We start from the raw sequence: 18,952 nt of genomic DNA on the forward strand, positions 1-18,952 counted from the left end.
CGCGCCGCTAGGATCCCGCTGCATGGTGCACGTACTGAGCGGACGGACCCTGCTTCACCCCACCGACCCCGAGCGCTCCCGTGTCTTCTACGGCGAGCAGCTGGGCCTGGCCGTCCACCGCGAGTTCGGAACGGGGCCGGAGCGCGGCACCGTGTACTTCCTCGGCGGTGGCTTCCTGGAGGTCTCCGGCCGTTCCGAGACCCCGCCGTCGCCGGCCGTCCGGCTGTGGCTGCAGGTCGAGGACCTGGCGGCCGCGCACGACGAGCTGCGGGACAAGGGCGTCGAGATCGTCCGGCCGCCGGTGAAGGAGCCGTGGGGCCTCGTCGAGATGTGGATCGCCGATCCGGACGGGACGCAGATCGTGCTGGTGGAGGTGCCTGCGGATCACCCACTGCGGTACCGGCCCGGAATCTAGGGCCGGTGTCGCCAGCCTCGGTCGGTGCGGGTCAGTTCCCGGAAACCGGCCGAGGTCAGACGGCCGATCATCGCGCCGTCGGTGGCCTGCTCATAGGCGAGGAGGCGGTCCACACCGCACAGCCGCAGCCAGTCGGCGGCCTGACCGAGCAGTCGGCGCTCCAGACCGCCCTCGCCGTACGTCGTCGGGTCGATGTGCAGATTGCCGATGTCGGCGAGGCCCGTGCCGCGCGTGTGGCGTTCGGGGCGGGACAGGGACGTGTCGACCTCGATGAAGCCGAGGGCGCGCCCGTCCGCGTACACGGTGAAGCGCGTGCCGCACTCCCCCAGCGTGCGGTCGACGGTCTCGCCCGGCCGCGGTTCGTGGGTCGGCAGGTCGGACACACGCGCGATCAGGATCACCTCGGTGTCGCCGACGTGCCGAAAGCCGGCGCGCTCGTAGAGGGCGCGGATGTGCGGCCAGGTGCGGGGCAGGCCGTGGACGGCCGGGGCGGGGAGCTCGCCGCTCGCGTACCGGGCGCGCACGTTCCAGCGGGCCAGCCGGGCCAGGCAGGCGTTCATCAGCAGGTCGGCGGCCTCGTCGGAGTCCGGCCAGAAGGAGGCCGGCGGACGGCTCACGAACCAGTCGATCTCGCCGATGTCCCGGTAGGTCCCGCCCACCTCGTCGTCCGCCCGGTAGCGCAGCAGATGGGCGGCGGCCACGACGTGGTCGCGCTGCTCGGCGACAAGGGTCACGCGCTCGCCGACCCAGGGATCGGTGATGAATTCGTCCGGCTGTCGCTCCAGAGCACTGAGCACCGTGTTCACGGAGACGGAGACGCCGGGGACGACCGCGGCGACGTGCATGTTGATCAGTTCGGTGAGCTGGTCGCGGTCGGCACGGCGAAAGGGGCGCACCTCGAGCGCGGGCATGCTGGACCTCCGGTCGGAGAACGGTGTCGGGAGGCCGCCACGCGGTGCGGTACGGGGTCGAGGGTACGACGGCGGCGCCGGGCTCCAGGGAATTCCACCGGATGGCCGGGGCCCTGGCAGGGGCTTAGCGTGCTGGAGGGGGGTTCCTGCGGGAGGAGCGCCATGAAGCTCGACAAGCCGGTGACCGGCGGGCCCTGCTGGACCGAGCTCGGGACCAGCGACCTGGCCGCGGCCCAGCAGTTCTACGAGCGGCTGTTCGGCTGGCGCGCCGAGACCGATCCGCGTCAGGAGGCGGGCGGGTACACCGTCGCGCACCTCGGTGAAGCGGCGGTGGCCGCGCTGACGCCGCTGTACCAGGAGGGGCAGCCGGTGGCATGGAACGTGTCGTTCGCGGTGCGGGACGCGGACACCGCCGCCGCGCAGGTGACGGAGGCCGGCGGCACTGTGCTGGTCGGCCCCATGGACGTGTTCGACGTGGGCCGCTTCGCGGTGGCCGTGGACCCGACGGGGGCGGTCTTCCAGCTCTGGCAGGCCCGGTCGTTCCCCGGCGCGGGGGTGCTCAGCGCACCCGGCGCGCTGGGCTGGGTGGAGCTGCTGACCCGGGCGCCCGAGCGGGCCGTGGAGTTCTACACGACGGTGTTCGGCTGGAGCGTCAACGCCTCGGAGCACTACACGCAGTGGGGGATAGACGGCGACGACTTCGGCGGCATGCTGACGATGGACGACAAGTTCCCGCACGAGGTGCCTGCGCACTGGCTGCCTTACTTCGCCGTGGTGGACGTGGACAGCAAGGCGGCTGACGCGACCGAGGCGGGCGGCACCGTTCTCATGGAGCCCACGGCCATCCCCGACGGACCGCGGATCGCCGTACTGCGGGACCCGCAGGGAGCGGTGTTCGGCGTGTACCGCGCGGCCGACGAGAAGTGACACGGCCGGCGGGGTTGAGGCCGCCCGCGCTCGGGTCAGCCGCGCAGCGCCCCCAACTGGCCCTCCAGCCGGCCGAGCAACTCGCTGAGCAGAGACGCCAGTTCGTCCTGGCCCTGCGGGTCGACGCCGGACAGGACGGCCGTCTCGTACGCGAGCTGTTCGGGCAGGATGCCGTCGACCAGGTCGCGGCCCGTGTCGGTGAGGCGGACATGGGCGACGCGACGGTCGCGGGTGTCGCCGCGGCGCTCCACCAGGCCGCGCTCGGTCAGCTGCTTGAGGCGTTTGGTGACGGCGGCGCCCGAGGAGAAGGTCTCCCGGGCCAGTTCGCTGGGGGTGAGTTCGTGGCCGGTGCGGCGCAGCGCGCCGAGCAGGTCGAACTCGGGGCGGCTGAGGCCCGCCCGGCGCAGCGGGGCGTCCTCGGCCTGCTGGAGGAGGGCGGCACAGCGGTTGATGCGGCCGATGATCTCCATCGGGGCGGTGTCGAGGTCGGGGTGGACGGTCTGCCACTGCCGGACCACGGCGGCCACCGTGTCACGTCTCGTCCCGGTCGGCCCGCCGTTCGTCGCCGTCATGGCCGTAGGCCCTCCGTCGTGTCGCCTGTGCGCTGGTCCGGGCGCGGTCCCTGGCTACGCCCCGTGGCCGCGAGCGTACGGGGTCCGCTCCGCTCGGCGCGCACGACCCGCTGCCACCGCCGGTCCGGTACGGCCACCGCGGCGACGAGGCCGACCAGCGCGCCGACCAGGGTGTCCACGACCCGCTCGGTGATCAGGCGCCCGGGCTCCTGGAACCCGGCGAACTCGGTGATGAGCAGCGCCATCGGGGTCACGCAGACGCTGCCGAGCCAGTAGTTGCGGCTGATCAGCGCCTCGGCACCGAAGTTGAGGGCGAGGCAGCACACGACGAGGGCGACCTCGCCGGTGTGGGCGAGCGGGACGAGCGCGGCGAAGAGGAGGACGCCCAGCAGGTTGCCGATGACCCGCTGGACGCCACGGCCCCAGGTGAGGCTGAGGTTGGCCTGGTACAGGCACGCCGCGGTGACCAGGGCCCAGTACGGGCGGCCGATCCCCAGGGCGAGCGAGGCGTATCCGGCGAGGGCGCAGCCGAGGGCGGTGCGTACGGCGAGCGGGGTCAGGGGGGCGAGGCGGTGCCACAACGGGGTGGCGGGCGAGGTGAGTTCGGTCCCGATGTGCGCGAGGTCGTCGACCTCCGGCACGGGCAGGGTGCCCCGCAACTGCCGGGCCCAGGTGCGCAACAGGGCCGGCTCGGCATCGGCGGGGGCGGCCAGGGCGACCTCGGCGCGGACGACGAGGCGTTCGAGCGCGCGGCGCGTGCCACCGGGGCGGCCGGCGGAGTGCAGCGCCTGCCGGGCGGCGTGCACGGCGGCGGCAGCGGTGGCGTGGGCACGGGTGTGGCGGTCGCCCGGGCTGCTCGGAGCACCTGCACCGACCGTCTCGACGTACGCGGCAGCCACACGCAGGGCACCCGCGGTGGCCCGGCGCTCCGGGCCGTGCGGTCGCAGCAGGCCCGGTGCCATGCCTACGAGCCAGGCCCAGGCGGCGGCCACGGCGGCAAGACCGACGTGGCCGGGGATCTGGACGAAGGACTGCGGGGCGAACAGGGCGGCGGAGCTGATGAAGGTGAGCACCACGTTGCCCGGCGGACCGATACGGGTCGCGTCGCACAGCACCTTCTGCACGGCGGCCAGTGCAGCGCCCACGGTGACCAGGACGACGGCACTGCTGGTGAGCGAGGCCGCGACCAGCGCCGTGGCCAGGCCGCCGAGCATGCCGAGCGCGACCCATGCCAGGGCGCGGGCCCGGGCGGCGTAGGGGCGGTTGTGGGCGTAGAGCGCGCACAGGGATCCGGCCATCGTGTACATCGCCAGGTCCAGCCGGCCGAGGAGCAGCAGGGCGACGTTGGGCGGGGCGACGGAGACGACCACGCTCAGGGCGGGCTTGAACCAGATCTCCGACGGCCGGCCGAGGCGCAGCACGCCGACGAGCGGATGGTGGCTGCTCGTACCCCTCACCAGTTTCATACCCATCATCTTAGCAAGTGTTTTACTCGTAAAGGAAACGGGTGTGGGCGGGACGTGATGCGGTACGACCTGCCGCGCTCCGTCGAATGCTCCCCGCGTACACCCTTGCGCTCGCATGCGCGCCGGACGTCCGGGGCATCGACGGACTGTCCGACACCGTCGAGCGGGAGGTGCGCGTGCACGGACCGGCTTCGTACGGCTGGCTGCTGGTCGCGCTGTGTGCGGCGACCGGAACTTACTGTCTGCTGCGGATGCGCAGCCATGTCGAGGAGCAGCGCCGGGCCGCGGGCGGCGAGGCGCTGATGGGCTTCGGGATGGCGGCGATGGCGGTGCCTGCCGCGGTGTTCACGCCGCCGGCGTGGGCCTGGCCCCTCTACGCGGCCGTGTTCGGCGCCGCGGCCCTCCAAGCCCTGTGGTCGGCCCGGGCGGGCGCACATCATCTGCACCACCTGGTGGGGGCCTCGGCCATGGTCTACATGGCGGTCGCGATGGCAGCCTCACCCGGCCGTCACGGCGGGCACGGCGCTTTCGGCAGCCCGCTCCTGACGGGCACTCTGCTCCTGTACTTCACGGGCTATGTGCTGCTGTGCGGCGTCCGGTTGGTGCCCGTGGTCGTCCCCGCGGGGGGCGGGGCCGGGGCTGGAGGCGTCGGATGGGGCGACCGGCCTGAGCTGGCGCGGGCCTGCCGGCTGTCGATGGGGATCGCCATGGTGGCCATGCTGCTGGCTCTCTGAAGTGACGCTGAGGCCCGGAAGAGCCACCGGCTCTCCGCACTGACGCCCGTGGTCTGTGTCACTTGCCGCTGCGGTCCGTACCGCTGAGCCGTGCGGCGCTCATAGGGTGCTGCCCATGATGGTCCCCGCGGCACTGTTGCTGCTCGGCGCCCTGACCGCCGTAGGCGCCCCTCGGATGCTCGCCCGGGCGGACTGGCCGGACCGTGAACCGGTGGTCGCGCTGTGGGCGTGGCAGTGCGTGGTGGCGGCCGTACTCCTGTGCTGCGCCCTGTCGATGACGCTCAGTGCGGCGGCCGCGTGGCAGGCGGTACGCGGCCATGTGTTCGCCCCGGCGCCGAGTGCCGTGGTGGAGGCGTACGCGCTCGGGGTGGGCGGCCCGTGGGCGGCGACCATCGCGGTGACGCTCGCGTGCGGTGGGCTGTGGACCGTGGCGATGCTGGTGCGTGAGGTCGCACGGGCGCGAGCCCGGCGTCGGCGGCGACGGAGCGAACTCCTCGTGCGCGCCCCGCTGTTGCCCGGCGAGACGGCCGTGAACGACCGGCTGATGATCCTGGAGGGCGAGCGTTCGGACGCCTGGTGGCTGCCCGGTGCGGCGCCCCAGCTTGTCATCACCACCGCCGCGTTGCGCCGCCTGAAGGGGCGGCAACTGGACGCCGTACTCGCTCATGAGCAGGGGCACGCACAGGCCCGGCACGACTGGCTGCTGCACTGCTCGGGTGCGCTGGCGGGCGGGTTCCCGCAGGTGCCGGTGTTCGCCGCGTTCCGCGACGAGATGCACCGGCTGGTCGAACTCGCCGCCGACGACATGGCGTCCCGCCGCTTCGGCCGGCTGACGACGGCCCTCGCCCTCGTCGAACTCAACGAGGACCGAGGCGTGTTCGGACCCTCCCCGACCGACCGGGCGCAGGTGCCGCAGCGGGTGCACCGGCTGCTGGCTCCGCCGGACCGGCTCACGGCCGGCCGGCGGCTCCGGCTGACGGCGGCTGCCTCGCTGGTACCGGTGGTACCGGTACTGGTCGCGTTCGTGCCCGGGTTGCGGGCGCTGGGATAGCCGGGGCGGCTGACGGGTACCCGGATCCGTCCGGGGGTACGTCCCCGGGATCCGCCCGGTATGTGCGGGGACGGGTCGGTACTCCTGTGGCGGGCGTCGCAAATGCATCCCCTGCATTGGCCTCTCGCCCCTTCCGTCGGCGAGGATCGCACTATGCACACCCAGTCCGTCGAATCCCCGCCCCGCCCGCCGGCCGAGCGCAGGACCGTCAGCTGGGCCGGCGCCCTGGCCGTGGGCTCCGCGCTGCTGCTCGCCCTGGTCGCGCTGCGGTGGCACCCGCTGATGAACCTCGACAGCGACGTCGCGCGGACCACGCACCGCTGGGCGGTCGACGAGAGCGGCGTCACGCAGGCGTTCCGCATCCTGACGGACTGGGTCTGGGATCCGTGGACGATGCGTCTGCTGACGTTCGCGGTCGCGATCTGGTTGGTGTGGCGGAGAGCCGCGCGCTGGACGGCCGTATGGCTGGTGGCCACATGTGCGCTCGCCACACTGGTCCAGCAGGCCTTGAAGGCCCTGGTCGACCGCCCGCGCCCCGTCTGGCCCGACCCCGTCGACTCCGCCCACTACGCCGCCTATCCCTCCGGCCACGCCATGACGGCCACGGTGGTCTGCGGCCTTGTGTTGTGGCTGCTGCATCACTACGGCGCCGACCGCGCGCTGTGGCGTACGGCCGTAGCCGTGGCCGCGATCTCCGTGGCCGGTGTCGGGCTGACCCGGGTGTGGCTCGGCGTCCACTGGCCCACGGACGTCGTGGGCGGCTGGCTGCTGGGCGCGCTGGTCGTGGTGCTGGCGGTGCGGGCACACGCCCGGTGGGTGAGCTGAACCGTCCGCGGTGACCGTCCGGGCTCCGGTGGCGATCTTCCCGCGCCGTGACATCCGGCCCCGTAGGATCCGCTGCATGACCGCAGTTCTGTTCGATTTCTCCGGAACTCTCTTCCGTGTCGAGTCCACCGAGTCCTGGCTGCGCGGAGCGCTCGCCGAGGCCCGGATGGAGCTCGCCGAGGCCGAGTTGGCCGAGGCCGCGCAGGCGCTGGAGGCGATGGGCGCCCTGCCGGGCGGGGTCGATCCGTCGTGGCTGCCCGAGGACGTCGCGAGTGTCTGGGGGGTGCGCGACAAGAGCGCGGAGCTGCACCGGGCGGCCTACACCGGGCTCTCCCGGCATGTGCCGCTCCCCGACGACCGGTTGCACGACCTGCTCTACGACCGCCACATGGCACCGGCCGCGTGGGGCCCGTACCCGGATGCCGTCGACGTGCTGCGGGCGCTGCGCGAGCGCGGCGTCGGCGTCGGGGTGGTGAGCAACATCGGCTGGGATCTGCGGCCGGTGTTCCGTGAGCACGGCCTCGATCCGTTTGTCGACGCGTACGTGCTGTCGTACGAGCACGGCATCCAGAAGCCCGACCCCCGCCTGTTCGAGGTGGCCTGCGCAGCACTGGACGCCGATCCACGCGACGTCGTCATGGTCGGCGACAACCGGCGGGCCGACGGCGGTGCGGCGGCGCTGGGCTGTGCGGTGCACTTCGTGGACCATCTGCCGGCCGACCAACGGCCGGACGCGCTGCGGCCGGTGCTGGATCTCGTGGGCGCCGCCCCGCGGGCGGACAAGTAGCCTCCGGCCACCATCCGGATACATGGGTCGAGTCCGCCCTGGACGATCCCCCGCGTCGCCCAGGGCAGACGGCAACCCCGACCAGGCCCTCCACGGGCCGGACCGGACGCGTTGAGTATAGTTGGCTGGCAGCCAGTCAACGCAGGAGTCCAGCATGTCCCCGCGCAGCGCCTCGGTCAATGAAGAGTTGCGGCGGCGTTCCCGGGAGCGACTTCTGCAGGCGGCGGTGGAGCTGGTCAGCGAGCGTGGTTACGACGCCACCACGCTGGGTGACATCGCGGACAGAGCGGGCTCGGCGCGGGGCCTGGTGTCGTACTACTTCCCCGGCAAACGCCAGCTGGTGCAGTCCGCCGTGCACCGGCTGATGCACCGCACGCTGGAGGAGGCGCTGGAGCGCGAGCCGCGTACCGAGGACGGGCGGGAGCGGATGGCCAGGGCCGTCGACGCGATCCTGGGCCTGGCCCGGGACCGGCCCGTGCTGATGCGCCAGCACATGGCGGGAATCCTGCAGGCCGAGGGCTTCGTGCAGTGCCCGGAGCAGCGGCGCCTGGCCGAGCTGCTGCGGGACACCTGCGTACGGTACGGCTCACCGGACCCGGACGCCGACTACCCGATGCTCCGCGCGCTGCTCATGGGCGCGGTCTACGCGGCGCTGGTTCCCGGGGTGCCGATGCCCGTGCCGGTGCTGCGGGCCGAGTTGTTCAAGCGCTACGGGCTGGACCGGGGGCTGGGAGTCCCGCCGGACTCGGGGGCCGTGCCCGGCGGGACGTGCGACACGGATCTGTCGCGGTTCTTCGCGACCGGGTCCGCACCCGGCTGCGCCGAGGGTCAGTCGAAGTAGTCCGGCTGTGTCTGGACGTTGAGTTCGCGCATGTGGACCCAGCGGGCCGGGGCCGTGCGCCGGTCGTCGATCTTCAGGACGTCGAAGCCGCGGGCGTACTCGTTGGAGTAGATGTAGCCGTTGTAGTAGTACGCCGACCACGAGCCGCCCGACCTGATCGTGTCCGTGGTGAGCGGGCCGCGGTCGAAGTAGGCGATCTCCTTCGGGTTGTCCGAGTCGGTGAACTCCCAGACGGAGACGCCGCCCTGGTACCAGGCCTGGACCATGATGTCGCGCCCCTTCACCGGGATCAGCGAGCCGTTGTGGGCGACGCAGTTCTCGGTGTCCGCCTGGTGACGGGGGATCTTGAAGTAGCTGCGGAAGACGAGCTTGCGTTTGTCGCCCTTGCCGACGATGTCGTAGATGCCGTCGGCACCGCGGTCCGGGCCGATCTCCGCGTTGCAGGTGGCCGCGCTGCCACCGCCCAACTCGTCGGTGAAGACGACCTTGTTCGCCTTCTGGTTGAAGGTCGCCGAGTGCCAGAACGCGAAGTTCACGTCGTCCCTGACCTGGTCGATGACCTTCGGGCGCTCCGGGTCCTTGATGGACAGCAGGATGCCGTCGCCCATGCAGGCGCCGGCGGCCAGGTCCTTCGAGGGCAGCACCGTGATGTCGTGGCAGCCGGTGGTCTTGCGGACGCCGCCGGGCGGACCGGGGTTGCCGCCGCCGTCCGGCCCCTCACCGGGGAAGAGCACCGGGAAGTCCACGACCGCCGCCTTCTCGGGTGCGTGGCGCGGCACCTTGATGATGGAGATGCCGTCGTGCGGGGGCCGGCAGTCGGGGTAGCCGGCGTCGGGCGAGTACGAGGAGACGTAGACGTAGACGTTCCTGCGCTCGGGCACCAGCGTGTGGGTGTGGGAGCCGCAGGCGGTCTCGACGGCGGCGACGTACCTGGGGTTCCTCTTGTCGCTGATGTCGAAGACCTTCATGCCCTCCCACGAGGACTTCTCGGTCGCGGGCTGGGTGGTGCTGTTGCAACTGCTGTCGCTGCGCGAGGAGTCGGTGGACAGGAACAGCAGGTCACCGGAGACGGAGACGTCGTTCTGCGAGCCGGGGCACAGGACCTGGGCGATGGTCCTGGGCGCCTTCGGGTTGCTGATGTCGAAGACGTTGAAGCCGTCGTAGTTGCCGGCGAAGGCGTACCTGCCCTGGAAGGCGATGTCCGAGTTGGTGCCCTGCAGTGCGTCCTTGGGGACGTGGGCCAGGTGTTGGATGTTGTCGGAGTGGACGATCTCGTTCTGGCCGGGTATCTCGCCGTCCGCGAGGGCCTCGCGCACCTCGGCCCGGGTGCTCTCGGAGACCTCCTTCTCCGCGACGGGGCCGTCCCCCGGGTCGGGGGTCGCGACAGCCGGCTGCGCGGTGAGCAGTGCGGCCATGAGCCCGGCAGCGGCAGCGGCAACTGCCAGGCGTCTGCGTCGCGTTCGGGGATTGCTGAACAGGATCACTGTTTTTCCTCCCTTGTGCCGTTCACACTGGAACGGTTCACGCACGCCCGAGTATCGTCTTCATCATGCACATTTCAAGAGCGGGCAATAGACATGTAACGAAAGCGCATTGCCGCCGGGCGCGCTTCGCTACGGCCTCCCTGGCCGCCCTGACCGTGCTCGCGCTCGGCGGCTGCGACTCCGGTTCCGACGCCAAGTCGGACTCGCGGAGCGGGCCTTCGGTCATCGTGCCGGGCAAGCCCGGGGAGTCGAACCGGGTGCTGTCCACCGAGGAGGCGGCACGGCAACGCGCCGAGGACGACTCCCCCAACTCGGCGGACGTCTCCTATGCGCGGATGATGATCGAACACCACTCCCAGGCCCTGGAGATGACCGAACTCGCCCCGGACCGGGCCGAAGCGGCGCAGGTGAAAAAGCTCGCCGAGCGCATCGGCTCCGCACAGGGCCCGGAGATCACCGCCATGAAGGGCTGGCTGAAGAACCACGGCAAGTCCGAGAAGAGCGACGGCCACGAGCATGGGTCGATGCCCGGCATGGCGACCGAGGCACAGCTGGAGAAGCTGCGGTCCGCGCGGGGGAAGGCGTTCGACCAGCTCTTCCTCACTCTGATGATCACCCATCACGACGGGGCGGTCACCATGGCCACCGATGTGAAGGGGCAGGGCAACAACATCCAGATCGAGGAGATGGCCGACGAGGTGGCCGCTCAGCAGACGAGTGAGGTCACGCGGATGCGGGACATGCTCTGACGGTCCCGGCCGCCGCCGGGGCCGCGCTCAGCGGCTGGCGCGGCGCCGGGTCAGGAAGCCGGCGTCGCGCGCCTGCCCGATCAGCCTGAGCGACCTCCGGCGGTCCTGCCCCGTCGCGCGCATCACCGCGAGGACAGGATCGACGCCCTGCTCCTGGGCCGCCCGGTACTTCTGCGCCACCAGCCACTGCCCCTCGACGCCCCGGGGCCAGGCCGGCCCGACCGGACCGGACCCGGCGTCCTCGCCGTCCGCCCCGGGCCCGGCCCCGACCCCGCACGCCTCGGAGAGCGGGGCCTCGATCCAGTCGGCGAGCGCCGCGAGGTCGTCGAGGGACAGCGCCGGCTCGGCCCGGACGTCCTCGATGGAGACGCACCCCTCGGACACCACGGCGAGCGCCTCGACCCGGGCCCCGTCGCCGAACTCGAGCCGGACCCCGAACCACGCGGTGGCTCCGGCGTCGTCCCGCACTTCCCACGCGGGCCACACGGACACGGCGCCGTCCGTCGCACGGCGATCGGAAAGATTAAGAAAGGATGCTTCCAGCACACACGCAACGTAACCGCATGATCACATTCCATACGAACGAACACGCGTCCCGTACGGCGCACAGCACCCTGTCAGCGGAGCGGAAGCGGTGCGATGCTGGACTCGAGAGCGACTCCTGAAGACCTCGAAGGTCCCTCGGACAAGGAGTTCCGCCGTGCTGCATGTCGCCGTGGTCGGCTCCGGGCCGAGCGGGTGCTACACCGCCCAGAGCCTCGTACAGCAGGATCCCGACGTGGTCGTCGACGTCCTGGACCGGTTGCCGTGCCCGTACGGCCTGGTGCGCTACGGGGTGGCGCCGGACCACGAGAAGATCAAGTCTCTCCAGAACAATCTGCGGACCGTCCTGGAGCACGAGCGGGTGCGGTTCCTCGGCGGCGTCCAGATCGGCCCGGCCGGCGTGCCGACGGCCCGGTTGCGGGAGCTGTACCACGCCGTCGTGTACTGCGTGGGCGCCGCCACCGACCGGCATCTCGGGATTCCCGGCGAGGACCTGCCGGGCAGCTGGTCGGCGACCGAGTTCGTGTCCTGGTACAGCGCCCACCCGGACGCGATCGACGACGGCTTCGTCCTCGGCGCGCGCTCGGCGGTGGTCATCGGCGTCGGGAACGTCGCGGTCGACGTCACGCGGATGCTCGCGCGAGGTACGGCCGAGCTGAGCCCCACCGACATGCCGCAGGCCGCACTCACCGCCCTCGCCGCGAGCCGGGTGACCGACATCAGCATGGTGGGCCGACGCGGCCCCTCGCAGGCCCGCTTCACCACCAAGGAGCTCCGTGAGCTGGGCACCCTGCCGGACACCGAAGTGAGGGTGGATCCGCAGGAGCTGGCGATCGATCCGGCCTACGCCGACCCCTCCGCACTGCCCGCCCCGCAGCGCCGCAACGTGGAGGCGCTGCGGGTCTGGGCCGAGGCCCCGGCACAGGACGTCGGCCACCGCATCGCGCTGCGCTTCTTCCTGCGCCCCGTCGAACTCCTCGCCGATGCCGGACACGTGGGCGCGGTCCGCTTCGAGCGGACGGCACCCGACGGGCGGGGCGGGGTGACGGGCACCGGCCAATACGAGGACATCGAGGCGCAGTTGGTGCTGCGTTCCGTCGGCTATCGCGGAATCCCCCTGGAGGGCCTGCCGTTCGACCCCGCGACCGGCACGGTCCCGCATCTCGCCGGCCGCGTCCTGCGCGAGGGCCTCGTCGCGCAGGGCGAGTACGTGGCCGGCTGGATCAAGCGCGGCCCGACGGGCGTCATCGGCACGAACCGTCCGTGCGCGAAGGAGACGGTGACGTCGCTGCTGGAGGACGCCTCCGCGCTCGTACGGCGGGAGTTGCCCGAGGATCCGCTCACGGCGCTGCGCGGCGAGGGCATCGACCCGGTCGAGTGGCAGGGCTGGTGCGCGATCGAACGGGCGGAGGCGGAGCTCGGTGCGTCGCTGGGCAGGGGTGTGGTGAAGCTCCCCGACTGGGAGTCGCTGATGAACGCCGCGCACAGCAACGAAGCGGCAACATCTCCGTAGTCACGCTCTGTTCAGGGCGCCCTTCAACCACCCGCCCGCGAAGGCCGGTTCCGACGGTTCAGGCGCCGAGCCGGACGGCCTGTAGGGCGGCGGCGTCGAGAAGGGCGTCGAGAAGTCCCGGGAAGAGGCCGTCCAGGTCGTCCTTGCGCAGGCCGTTCATCTTGGCCGTGCCCCGGTAGACCTGGTGGATCACACCGCTCTCGCGCAGCACCCGGAAGTGATGCGTGGTGGTGGACTTGGTCACGGGAAGGTCGAACCGCGAGCAGGAGAGCTCGTCGCCGACGGCGGCGAGCTCTCGCACGATCCGCAGGCGCATCGGGTCGGACAGCGCATGCAGCACGCCTTCCAGACGGATCTCCTCGCGCGTCGGGTGCGGGAGGTCACGGCTGCTGACAGCGGGGCTGGTCACGGCGGCTCCACTTCGTCGGGTTCCCTCACTCGGGATTCCCCGTGCTCGGGTTTTTCCATTGTACGAGAGCTCTCGTAGTTTGACACTTCCCGTACTACGATGCCTATCGTACGAGTCGATCGCTGGTCCCCCGTGACGAATGGAGTCCGCCGTGAGTGCCCTCTTCGAGACCTACACCCTGCGCGATGTGACGATCCCGAACCGCGTGTGGATGCCCCCGATGTGCCAGTACTCGGCCGCGCCGGAGGGCCCCGACGCCGGCGTCCCCGACGACTGGCACTTCGCGCACTACGCGGCCCGCGCGGCCGGCGGCACGGGGCTGATCATCGTCGAGGCCACGGGAGTCAGCGCCGAGGGCCGGATCTCCCCGTACGACCTGGGGATCTGGAACGACACCCAGGTCGAGGCGTTCCGCCGGATCACCAGCTTCCTGGTGTCGCAGGGCACGGTGCCGGCGATCCAGCTGGCCCACGCCGGCCGCAAGGCATCGACCGACCGGCCCTGGAAGGGCGGTGCGCCGGTGGGGCCGGACGCCCACGGGTGGCAGCCGGTGGCGCCGAGCGCGATCCCGTTCGCCGACGGGCACCCGGTGCCGACCGAGCTGACGGTCGCCGAGATACAGGACGTCGTGGGTCAGTTCGCGGACGCCGCACGCCGCGCCCTCGCCGCGGGCTTCGAGATCGCCGAGATCCATGGCGCCCACGGCTATCTGATCAACGAGTTCCTCTCCCCGTACTCCAACCACCGCACCGACGAGTACGGCGGCTCGTACGAGAACCGCACCCGTTTCGCGCTCCAGGTCGTGGACGCCGTGCGGGAGGTGTGGCCGGACGACAAGCCGCTGTTCTTCCGCATCTCGGCCACCGACTGGCTGGAGGACGACGGCTGGACCGCCGACGACACGGTCCGCTTCGCCGCCGACCTCAAGGCGCACGGCATCGACCTGCTGGACGTCTCGACCGGCGGCAACGCCTCCGGCGCCCGGATCCCCGTCGGCCCGGGCTACCAGGTGCCGTTCGCCGCGCGGGTGAAGGCGGAGACCGCGCTGCCGGTCGCCGCGGTGGGGCTGATCACGGACGTCGAGCAGGCCGAGAAGATCATCGCGAACGGTGAGGCGGACGCCGTCCTGCTCGGCCGTGAGCTGCTGCGCAGCCCGTCGTGGGCGCGGCACGCGGCTCGGGAACTGGGCGGGGACGTGCACGTGCCGGACCAGTACCACCGGTCCGTCTGATCACGCGGCGGACGCCGCGGGTGCCGCATCGCCCGACGTGGCCGGCAGGTAGCGGGCCAGCATCCGCTCCAGCTGCGGCAGGGCACGCTGGCCGAGCACCGCGAGCGCGATCGACGCGGCGACGCCCGCCCAGGCGACCGGCCCGAGCGGTGTGCAGCCGAAGAGCCGGCTGAGGCCGGGGATCTCGACCAGGACGGCGAGGGCCGCCGCGGAGCCGAGGGCGGTGACGCGCACCAGCGGGCTGCCCCGGCGGTCGGCCAGGGTCTGCGCGAGCTGCGTGCCGACCACCGCGCACAGCGCCATCGTGGTGGAGCGGCGCGCGGTGCCCGGGGTGAAGCGGCCGATCAGCCAGGCGGACGTGGCGCCCAGGGTGGTGGTCAGGGCGCGGTGCCGGATCTTTCGGATCAGGGGTTCGCCGAGGAGTGAGGTGCCCAGGGGTTCGGTGCCTGCGGGTGCCGCATCAAAACCCTCGTCCTCCTTCGCCGGATCCGCGTCCTGCGCCGCGGTTTCCGCCTCCGCTCCCTCCGCCTCCTTCGGCGTCACGGCCACCGCCATGGCCGGGAACAGGTCCGTGAACAGGTTCACCAGCAGCATCTGGCGGGTGGACAGGGGCGCGGCGCCCGAAAGCAGCGTGCCGAGGAGGCCGAAGCCCACCTCGCCCGCGTTGCCGCCGATCAGGATGGCGATGGCGTCGGCGACGCTGTGCCACAGGGCCCGGCCCTCGGCGACCGCCTGGATCAGGACCGTCAGGTCGTCGTTGGTGAGGACGAGGTCGGCGGCGTTGCGGGCGGCCGCCGAGCCGCGGGCGTCGATGCCGACGCCGATGTCGGCGGCGCGGATGGCCGCGGCGTCGTTGGCTCCGTCGCCGACCATGCCGACCACGCACCCGGCGTCCCGCAGCGCCTCGACGACCTGGAGCTTCTGCTCGGGGGCGACGCGGGCCACGACGCCCATGTCGCGCAGCATCCGGGCCCGTTCCTCCCGGTCCGCGGACGCCAGTTCGTCGCCCGTGACCACGCCGGTGTCCTCGGGCCAGCCCAGTTCGGCGGCGATCGCCCGCGCGGTCTGCGGATGGTCGCCGGTCAGCATGACGGGTCGTACGCCTGCCGCGCGCAGGCCCTCGACAAGGGCCGTGGAGGTGGCTCGCGGTACGTCGGCGAGGGCGAGCAGGCCGGTGAACTCCAGGCCCTCCAGGGGCTGTTCCAGGACGTCCGCGGCCTTGTCCGCCGAGCCGAGCGGGCGGCGGGCCACCGCCAGGACCCGCAGTCCGCCGCCGGCCAGCTCGTGCGCCGCGTCCGATGCGGAGGAGGGCAGGTCGGCGCAGGCGGGCAGCACCGTCTCGGGGGCGCCCTTGACGACGAGTACCGCAGTGCCGTCCTGGGCCCGGCCGACGGCGGCGGCGTAGCCACGGTCGGCAGCGAAGGGCAGGCCCTCGGTCTGGGACCACTCGGGGTCGGGGCCGGCCGCGTCCAGAACGGCCTCGTCGGTGGCGTGCACCGGCCGGTCGGTGCCGCCGTTCAGCCGGGGGCAGGCACGTGCCGCGGTCCGCAGCGTGGGGTCGTCATCGTCCGGCCTATGGACCTTGCCGTCGGCGTCCGTCACGCGGACCAGGCGAAGCTTGTTCTCGGTGAGGGTGCCGGTCTTGTCGAAGCAGATGGTGTCCATCCGGCCGAGCGCCTCAAGGGTGCGCGGGGCCCGGACGAGGACTCCGCGGCGGCTGAGCCGACGGGCGGCGGCCAGCTGGGCGACGGTCGCCACCAGCGGCAGCCCCTCGGGGACCGCGGCGACGCCCACCGCCACGCCGCCGCTGACGGCCCTGCGGATCGGCGTGCCGCGCAGCAGCGACAGCGCGGTCACCCCGGCGCCGCCGGCGAGGGTCCACGGCAGGGCCTTGTCGGTGAGTTCCCGCAGCCTGGCCTGTACTCCGGCGGACGGTGGGGTGCGGGCGGCGAGGGCCACGGCCCGGGCGGCCTCCGTACGGTCCCCGGTGTCCACCACGATGGCCCGGGCGTGTCCGGCCACCACGGTGGTCCCCTCGAACACCATGGAGCTGCGGTCCGGCACGGCGGCGTCCGGCGTCGGCTCGATCCCCTTGTCCGCCGCCAAGGACTCCCCCGTCAGCGCGGACTCGTCCACCTCCAGCCCGTCCTCCCACACCAGCCGGGCATCGGCGGGCACCACGTCGTCCGCCCGGAGTTCGATCAGATCGCCGGGGCTCAGCTTGGCGGCGTCCACGACGTGCGGCTGGGACTCGGCTTCCTCGGAGGTGACGCGCGCCTTCTGCTTCTGCTTCGCCAGCAGTCCGGACAAGGCCCGCTCGGCCCGCATCCGCTGGACGCCGCCGACCAGGGCGTTCAGGTCGAGCGCGCCGATGACCAGCAGGGCGTCCACCATGGAGCCGAGGATCGCCTCGGCGGCCGAGCCGACGGCCAGCACCGGGGTGAGGGGGTCGTCGAGCTCGCCGCGCACGGCCCGGGCGAGCTGGACCGGACCGCTCAGCGGTGCGAACAGGGGATGCCGGCCCATCCTGCGGATCGCCTTGCGCGCGCCGCCGCCGACCTGCTCGGGGACGGTCGGCTCAGGGCCCGTCTCGTGGTCCAGCCGTTCGCGGACCTCGGTGGGCTCCAGTTCGTGCCAGGACACGCGCGGCCGGGGGTGCGGTGCGCGGGCCGTCGCAACCCCGAGGGCCGCGCGCCCACCGGTCAGCAGGGCCCATGCCGCGCTCGCGTCGACCGGCGTGTGCCGCAGTCCGGGCCACGGCGTGGGGCGCCCGCGCGAGGACTTGCCGATCGCCACCAGGAGTCCGGACAGGGCGGCACCGGACCGGGCCAGCACCTGCGACCTGCGCCCGACGCCGCGCGCGGCCGGAACCGCCCGCAACAGCCGCCACACATCGGCAAGACCGTGCAGAGCCAGCACGTCGGCGCCCCAGACGACGGCTCCGTCCTGGTCGGTGAGGGCGACGGCCACATCGCCGGCGAGCAGTCCGGCGAGGATGTCCTCGTCGTGCTGCGCCGGCCGCGCGACCGTGACGACGACGCTGTCCTTCTCGGCGCGCAACGCGTTCACCACGTCGCTCAACGACCGCTCGTCGCGCACCACCTGGTCGGCGAGGCTCGTGAAGTCGGCCAGGGCGGGGTCGTCCACCATCACGACCCGCAAGCCCGCGCGCCGTGCCGCGTCCAGCACGGTCTCCGCCCACGGATCCGCGTCGGCACCCGGAGTCCGCAGCGCGCTCGGATGCAGGACGACCGTGTCGGCCATCTCCAGCTGCCGCAGCCGCTCCGGGTCCCGCACCAGGACACCGTCGCGGGACAGCGCGGAACTCAGTACGGCGTGGAAGGCGGCGGGTCCGTAGCGGGCCGCCTTGGGTGAGCCGGCGAGCACCGCCTCCGCCGCCTCGGTGCCGTCGTGTTTGACCAGCAGCATCGCCGCCGCACCCACCAGACTGCCGGTCTCGGCGTGCGCGGCGTACTCCTGAGCCGGGGAGGTGCGCAGCGGCGGACGCGGGAAGTGTGCCCCGGCCACGCTGGCCCGGTCCGGTGCGGAGACCTCGTCGTGGACCTTGTCGAAGGCCGCCACGCGAGCCACTGTCTCGGCCAGCTGGAGCGAGCGCAGCGTGCCGTCCAGCACAAGAGCGGTCGGGGTCCGGCCGGCCCCGTGGACGGCAGCGTTCGCCATGGCCAGCACCATGTCCATGCGGGAGCGGCCGATCCTGGCCCGCAGCCAGCCCCGGAAGCGCGGGTTCTCCCGCAGGAGCGTCACCAGCGCGGTCACCGAGCGGGGCGTGGTCGGCAGGCGCAGGGCGTAGCCGGCGAAGGCGGCCGCGATGCCCACCCCGTCGAGGGCGAGCGTCGTGGTTGCGGCCCGCACCCCGGCGGGGTCGGCGGGGTGGGTGATCTCGTCCACCGATTTGTCGGTCCGGGCCAGACCGTGCCGGGCCGCGATCTCGACCGCCCTGTCCAGCACCTGGTCGCCGGCCGCCTCCTCGACGGCGGTCACCACCAGCCGGCTCAGCCCGCCGTCCCAGTAGGCGAGCGCCACGTCGGGCCGCTCCATCAGCGTCGCGGCGACCTTGCGAGCGGCTTGCTCCAACCCGCCCTCCAGCCGTACCCGCTCGGGCGCCTCGGGCTGCAGGGCGAGATGGGTGCGGGCGCCGGACCGCCAGGGCTGCGGGCGAAGGGGAAGCGAGTTGCGGGCGACGCGCACCGCACGCGCGGCGCTGTCGGCACCCCGTACCCCGGCCCGGGCCGTTCCGGCGACCGCCCCGGCGGCGATTCCCACCGCGGGGGCCGCTCCTCGGGCGAGCAGCCGGGGCCCGGCCGCGACCAGCTCGGCCGCGGCCGCTGTCGGACGTGTGAGCAGTCCCAGAACCATCGCTCGCCCTCGCCCTCGCAGCTCGTTCGACGTCGGCTTCCCGTGCGGCCGGGTTCCCGCAAAACGGCATGTCATCCGCGCACGGGCGACGCAAGGGATCTCTCAGGTCCTCCCTCC

At 72.7% G+C, this 18,952-nt stretch carries 17 protein-coding genes; 10 read left to right on the forward strand and 7 right to left on the reverse strand.

Annotated elements, in window-relative coordinates; all coding sequences use genetic code 11:
* Positions 1-22: 22 nt before the first annotated feature.
* Positions 23-415 (forward strand): VOC family protein, encoded by a 393-nt coding sequence (locus ACWGDB_RS38990; RefSeq protein WP_451166122.1) that lies wholly within the window; start codon positions 23-25, stop codon positions 413-415.
* Here the strand turns inward: ACWGDB_RS38990 and ACWGDB_RS38995 are convergent.
* Positions 412-1,326 carry an N-acetyltransferase family protein gene (locus tag ACWGDB_RS38995; protein ID WP_453826796.1) on the reverse strand — a complete coding sequence of 305 codons (915 nt, stop codon included), beginning with the start codon at positions 1,324-1,326 and terminating at the stop codon, positions 412-414. The genes ACWGDB_RS38990 and ACWGDB_RS38995 overlap by 4 nt on opposite strands.
* A 162-nt stretch (positions 1,327-1,488) precedes the next feature.
* Between ACWGDB_RS38995 and ACWGDB_RS39000 the strand changes: the two genes are divergently transcribed.
* The gene (locus ACWGDB_RS39000; protein WP_453826797.1) at positions 1,489-2,253 is read left to right on the forward strand and encodes a VOC family protein; all 765 of its coding nucleotides are present in this window, start codon (positions 1,489-1,491) and stop codon (positions 2,251-2,253) included.
* Positions 2,254-2,288: 35 nt separating this feature from the next.
* Here ACWGDB_RS39000 and ACWGDB_RS39005 read toward each other — a convergent pair whose 3' ends face one another.
* Both ACWGDB_RS39005 and ACWGDB_RS39010 read right to left on the reverse strand, forming a co-directional pair.
* Entirely contained in the window at positions 2,289-2,825 is a 537-nt protein-coding gene (locus tag ACWGDB_RS39005; protein WP_369269431.1) for a MarR family winged helix-turn-helix transcriptional regulator, read from the reverse strand.
* Positions 2,822-4,291 (reverse strand): FUSC family protein, encoded by a 1,470-nt coding sequence (locus ACWGDB_RS39010; RefSeq protein WP_453826798.1) that lies wholly within the window; start codon positions 4,289-4,291, stop codon positions 2,822-2,824. The genes ACWGDB_RS39005 and ACWGDB_RS39010 overlap by 4 nt, the downstream gene beginning before the upstream one ends.
* Before the next feature lie 176 nt (positions 4,292-4,467).
* On the opposite strand from ACWGDB_RS39010, the gene ACWGDB_RS39015 reads away from it, so the two are divergent.
* From ACWGDB_RS39015 to ACWGDB_RS39035, 5 genes are all read left to right on the forward strand, one after another.
* Positions 4,468-5,025, forward strand: coding sequence for a DUF5134 domain-containing protein (locus ACWGDB_RS39015; protein WP_453826820.1), 558 nt, complete (start codon positions 4,468-4,470; stop codon positions 5,023-5,025).
* A 115-nt stretch (positions 5,026-5,140) separates the two neighbouring features.
* Positions 5,141-6,076 (forward strand): M56 family metallopeptidase, encoded by a 936-nt coding sequence (locus ACWGDB_RS39020; protein WP_453826799.1) that lies wholly within the window; start codon positions 5,141-5,143, stop codon positions 6,074-6,076.
* A 153-nt stretch (positions 6,077-6,229) separates the two neighbouring features.
* Positions 6,230-6,901, forward strand: coding sequence for a phosphatase PAP2 family protein (locus tag ACWGDB_RS39025; protein ID WP_453826800.1), 672 nt, complete (start codon positions 6,230-6,232; stop codon positions 6,899-6,901).
* 76 nt (positions 6,902-6,977) lie between these two features.
* Positions 6,978-7,688, forward strand: a complete 711-nt coding sequence (locus tag ACWGDB_RS39030; protein WP_453826801.1) for an HAD family hydrolase — start codon at positions 6,978-6,980, stop codon at positions 7,686-7,688.
* A 154-nt stretch (positions 7,689-7,842) separates the two neighbouring features.
* Positions 7,843-8,529 carry a TetR/AcrR family transcriptional regulator gene (locus ACWGDB_RS39035; RefSeq protein ID WP_453826802.1) on the forward strand — a complete coding sequence of 229 codons (687 nt, stop codon included), beginning with the start codon at positions 7,843-7,845 and terminating at the stop codon, positions 8,527-8,529.
* Here the strand turns inward: ACWGDB_RS39035 and ACWGDB_RS39040 are convergent.
* Positions 8,517-10,013: an LVIVD repeat-containing protein gene (locus ACWGDB_RS39040; protein WP_453826803.1), complete on the reverse strand. Its 1,497-nt coding sequence runs from the start codon at positions 10,011-10,013 to the stop codon at positions 8,517-8,519. The two genes, ACWGDB_RS39035 and ACWGDB_RS39040, sit on opposite strands and share 13 nt — an antisense overlap.
* A 65-nt stretch (positions 10,014-10,078) precedes the next feature.
* On the opposite strand from ACWGDB_RS39040, the gene ACWGDB_RS39045 reads away from it, so the two are divergent.
* The gene (locus ACWGDB_RS39045; protein WP_453826804.1) at positions 10,079-10,762 is read left to right on the forward strand and encodes a DUF305 domain-containing protein; all 684 of its coding nucleotides are present in this window, start codon (positions 10,079-10,081) and stop codon (positions 10,760-10,762) included.
* A gap of 27 nt (positions 10,763-10,789) precedes the next feature.
* Here ACWGDB_RS39045 and ACWGDB_RS39050 read toward each other — a convergent pair whose 3' ends face one another.
* Entirely contained in the window at positions 10,790-11,254 is a 465-nt protein-coding gene (locus ACWGDB_RS39050; protein WP_453826805.1) for a DUF6214 family protein, read from the reverse strand.
* 208 nt (positions 11,255-11,462) lie between these two features.
* Between ACWGDB_RS39050 and ACWGDB_RS39055 the strand changes: the two genes are divergently transcribed.
* Entirely contained in the window at positions 11,463-12,818 is a 1,356-nt protein-coding gene (locus ACWGDB_RS39055; protein ID WP_453826806.1) for an FAD-dependent oxidoreductase, read from the forward strand.
* A 58-nt stretch (positions 12,819-12,876) separates the two neighbouring features.
* Here ACWGDB_RS39055 and ACWGDB_RS39060 read toward each other — a convergent pair whose 3' ends face one another.
* The gene (locus ACWGDB_RS39060) at positions 12,877-13,227 is read right to left on the reverse strand and encodes an ArsR/SmtB family transcription factor (protein WP_453826807.1); all 351 of its coding nucleotides are present in this window, start codon (positions 13,225-13,227) and stop codon (positions 12,877-12,879) included.
* 151 nt (positions 13,228-13,378) lie between these two features.
* Between ACWGDB_RS39060 and ACWGDB_RS39065 the strand changes: the two genes are divergently transcribed.
* The gene (locus ACWGDB_RS39065) at positions 13,379-14,458 is read left to right on the forward strand and encodes an NADH:flavin oxidoreductase/NADH oxidase (RefSeq protein ID WP_453826808.1); all 1,080 of its coding nucleotides are present in this window, start codon (positions 13,379-13,381) and stop codon (positions 14,456-14,458) included.
* On the opposite strand, the gene ACWGDB_RS39070 is transcribed toward ACWGDB_RS39065, so the two are convergent.
* Positions 14,459-18,835 (reverse strand): HAD-IC family P-type ATPase, encoded by a 4,377-nt coding sequence (locus ACWGDB_RS39070; protein ID WP_453826809.1) that lies wholly within the window; start codon positions 18,833-18,835, stop codon positions 14,459-14,461. It abuts the gene before it with no gap.
* Positions 18,836-18,952: the final 117 nt, after the last annotated feature.

The sequence above is a fragment of the Streptomyces sp. NPDC055013 genome (genome assembly GCF_053608645.1).

What these genes read in the sequence shown, in the direction of transcription:
- ACWGDB_RS38990 (WP_451166122.1), top strand. Translation starts at nt 23, where the DNA reads ATGGTGCACGTACTGAGCGGACGGACCCTGCTTCACCCCACCGACCCC.
- ACWGDB_RS39035 (WP_453826802.1), top strand. Translation starts at nt 7,843, where the DNA reads ATGTCCCCGCGCAGCGCCTCGGTCAATGAAGAGTTGCGGCGGCGTTCC.
- ACWGDB_RS39070 (WP_453826809.1), bottom strand. Translation starts at nt 18,835, where the DNA reads ATGGTTCTGGGACTGCTCACACGTCCGACAGCGGCCGCGGCCGAGCTG.
- ACWGDB_RS39030 (WP_453826801.1), top strand. Translation starts at nt 6,978, where the DNA reads ATGACCGCAGTTCTGTTCGATTTCTCCGGAACTCTCTTCCGTGTCGAG.
- ACWGDB_RS39045 (WP_453826804.1), top strand. Translation starts at nt 10,079, where the DNA reads ATGCACATTTCAAGAGCGGGCAATAGACATGTAACGAAAGCGCATTGC.
- ACWGDB_RS39020 (WP_453826799.1), top strand. Translation starts at nt 5,141, where the DNA reads ATGATGGTCCCCGCGGCACTGTTGCTGCTCGGCGCCCTGACCGCCGTA.
- ACWGDB_RS39010 (WP_453826798.1), bottom strand. Translation starts at nt 4,291, where the DNA reads ATGAAACTGGTGAGGGGTACGAGCAGCCACCATCCGCTCGTCGGCGTG.
- ACWGDB_RS39000 (WP_453826797.1), top strand. Translation starts at nt 1,489, where the DNA reads ATGAAGCTCGACAAGCCGGTGACCGGCGGGCCCTGCTGGACCGAGCTC.
- ACWGDB_RS39025 (WP_453826800.1), top strand. Translation starts at nt 6,230, where the DNA reads ATGCACACCCAGTCCGTCGAATCCCCGCCCCGCCCGCCGGCCGAGCGC.
- ACWGDB_RS38995 (WP_453826796.1), bottom strand. Translation starts at nt 1,326, where the DNA reads ATGCCCGCGCTCGAGGTGCGCCCCTTTCGCCGTGCCGACCGCGACCAG.
- ACWGDB_RS39005 (WP_369269431.1), bottom strand. Translation starts at nt 2,825, where the DNA reads ATGACGGCGACGAACGGCGGGCCGACCGGGACGAGACGTGACACGGTG.